This is a genomic window from Streptomyces sp. LS1784 (genome assembly GCF_020103755.1).
Classification (GTDB): domain Bacteria; phylum Actinomycetota; class Actinomycetes; order Streptomycetales; family Streptomycetaceae; genus Kitasatospora.
In genome coordinates, this window is record NZ_JAHSQD010000867.1 from 1 (window position 1) to 2,392 (window position 2,392).

Annotated in this window: 3 protein-coding genes; 1 reads left to right on the forward strand and 2 read right to left on the reverse strand. The window is 77.1% G+C overall.

Going from position 1 to position 2,392, the window contains the following annotated elements:
* Positions 1-126 precede the first annotated feature (126 nt).
* Entirely contained in the window at positions 127-777 is a 651-nt protein-coding gene (locus KS423_RS43575) for a pyridoxamine 5'-phosphate oxidase family protein (protein WP_224285226.1), read from the reverse strand.
* Between the two features lie 266 nt (positions 778-1,043).
* Between KS423_RS43575 and KS423_RS43580 the strand changes: the two genes are divergently transcribed.
* Entirely contained in the window at positions 1,044-1,907 is an 864-nt protein-coding gene (locus KS423_RS43580; protein WP_224285227.1) for an NAD(P)H-binding protein, read from the forward strand.
* A gap of 18 nt (positions 1,908-1,925) precedes the next feature.
* Here the strand turns inward: KS423_RS43580 and KS423_RS43585 are convergent.
* Positions 1,926-2,392 (reverse strand): MFS transporter (locus KS423_RS43585; RefSeq protein WP_374120164.1); only part of this gene is annotated, 467 nt, incomplete at its 5' end.

Sequence of the window (2,392 nt, forward strand, 5' to 3'; positions counted from 1 at the left end):
CGCCGGCAGCCGGTCGCCCGACGCACTGCGGCGGTACTGCACCTGCCGGCCCTGCTCGCCGCGCCCGCTCCGGCCGTCACTCTCCGGCGGTGCGCAGGACCCGGGCGCGGCGCAGGGACGGGCGCCTCACCCCGCGACCAGCCGCCGGCCGTTGACCTCCTCCGGACGGATCCGCACCCAGCGCTGCCGCGCCCCGCCCGCCCAGGGGGTCGCACCGGGCAGGCCCGCCAGCCGGTCGAGCTCGGCCGGGTCGTCCACGTAGTGGGCTGCGCCGAGGGCGAGCACGCTCCAGCCGCGCCCGAGGTACTCGTCGATGTGGTCGACCTGGAAGGAGACCGCGGCCCCCTCCTCCGGGGCGGCGGCGTCCTGCTCGCCGGTGCGGTAGGCGAAGGAGCCCTGGTCCACCACGTAGTTGACCGGCAGCACCACCGGCCCCGGCTCGACCGGCAGGCCGATCCGGCCGATGCCGTGGCTGCCGACCAGCTGCCAGCACTCCGGCTCGGTGAGGTCGAGCAGCCGGGGGCGCGGGCCGGCGCCGCCCTGGCCGGGCGGGGTGTCGGCGCGGCCGGACAACAGCTCGGCGCGGGTGGTGTCGAGGGCGGCGGCGATCCGGACGAACCCCGCCGGGTCGAAGGCGGGCCCGGCGTCCAGCAGGCACCGCAGATAGCGGGGGGCCATCGCGGCCCGCTTGGCCAGCGCCTCCTCGCTGAGGCCCAGCTGCTCGCGCCGCTCGGCGATCCGGCGGGCCACGACGGCGGGGTCGGGGGTGTCGTGCACAGTGGTGACTCCTCGGCTTGCCGGGGGCCGTCGGGCCGCGTCCGGGCGTTGACCAGGCCGGATCCATCCAAGCGCCCGGCCTGCGGCAAGTCGAGCAACAGCACGGCCCCGTGCGTGTCGGTCCGCGACGCCGGCCACCCGGCTTTCCGACTCCGTACGCACCGTCAGCCGGCCCGGACCCCGACCTTGATCGCCCGGCACCCGGCTGCGATCATCGGCCTGACGTGGAATCAGGTCCGCGTCCGCAACGGGGAGGAGTGCCATCCGTGATCGTCGTGACGGGTGCCACCGGTACGGTCGGGTCCAAGGTGGTCGTGGGGCTGCGGGAACGCGGTGAGACAGTGCGCGCGCTGGTGCGCGACGCCAGTGCGCCGGCGCCGGCGGAGTGGGACGCCGGGGTCGAGCGGGTGGCCGCCGACTTCACCGACCCGGGCTCGCTGGAGGCGGCCCTCGCCGGGGCCGACACCGTCTACCTGCTGGTCGCCGTGCACCCCGAGATGGCCGCGCACGAGCGGAACGTGATCGACGCCGCCGTCCGCACCGGCCGCCGCCCGCGGATCGTGCTGCACGCGGCCGCCGGCATCGAGCAGCGCCCGGAGGGCGTGCGCTTCATCGGCTCGCACATCAGCGGCCTGGACCACCTGAAGGCCTCCGGCCTGCCGTGGACGGTGATCGCGCCGAACGGCTTCCACCAGAACTTCCTCGGCACCGCCCCGACCGTCAGGGCCGGCTCGCTGGCCCTGCCGGGCGGCGACGGCGCGGTGTCGTACGTCGACGCCCGGGACGTCGCCGCGGCCGCCGTGGCGGTGCTGGCCACCGACGGCCACGAGGGCGCGGTCTACACCCTGACCGGCCCGGCCGCGCTCACCCACGCGGAACTGGCCGAGCAGCTGGCCGCCGTCGCGGGCCGCCCGGTCGTCTACACCGCGCTCACGCCGGAGCAGGCCCTGGACGGCCTGCTCGCCATGGGCTGGGAGGCCTGGCGGGCCGAGGGCATGGTCGAACTGTACGGGCTGTACGCGGCCGGGCTTGCCTCCGCGGTGACCTCGGACGTGGAGAAGCTGACCGGCCGCCGCCCGCGCCCCTTCGCCGAGTTCGCCGCCGAGCACGCGGACGCCTTCCGCGCCTGAGGCGGCCCCGGGCCCACCTCAGACGGATCCCGCACTCCCCCGGTCCCGGCGGCGGTCCCGCCGGGCCGGGGCGAGCGCGGCGAGCATCACCGCCGCCGTGAGCACGAACGCCCACGAGTAGCCCGTCCCGCCCGCGAGCACGCCGAAGGCGACCGCGCCGATACCCATCCCGCCGTCGTACGCGACGTTCCACAGCGCCGTCACGGTGCCGTACCCGGCCGGCGGCACCCGCGCGTACATCAGCGCCAGCGTCGCGTTCTGCGCGACGCCGAAGCCCGCGCCGAATACCGCGGCCCCGGCCACCGCCGAGACCGCACTGCCCGTCCGGGCGAGCAGCAGCACCCCGCCCGCCGAGACCAGCAGGGCGGGCAGCACCAGCCCGGCCGGGCCCCGCCGGTCCCCGTACCGCCCGGCCAGCCAGCGGGTCACCATCGCGGCCCCGGCTGGACCAGCAACGCCACCGCGACGGCGGACGGCACGGCGAG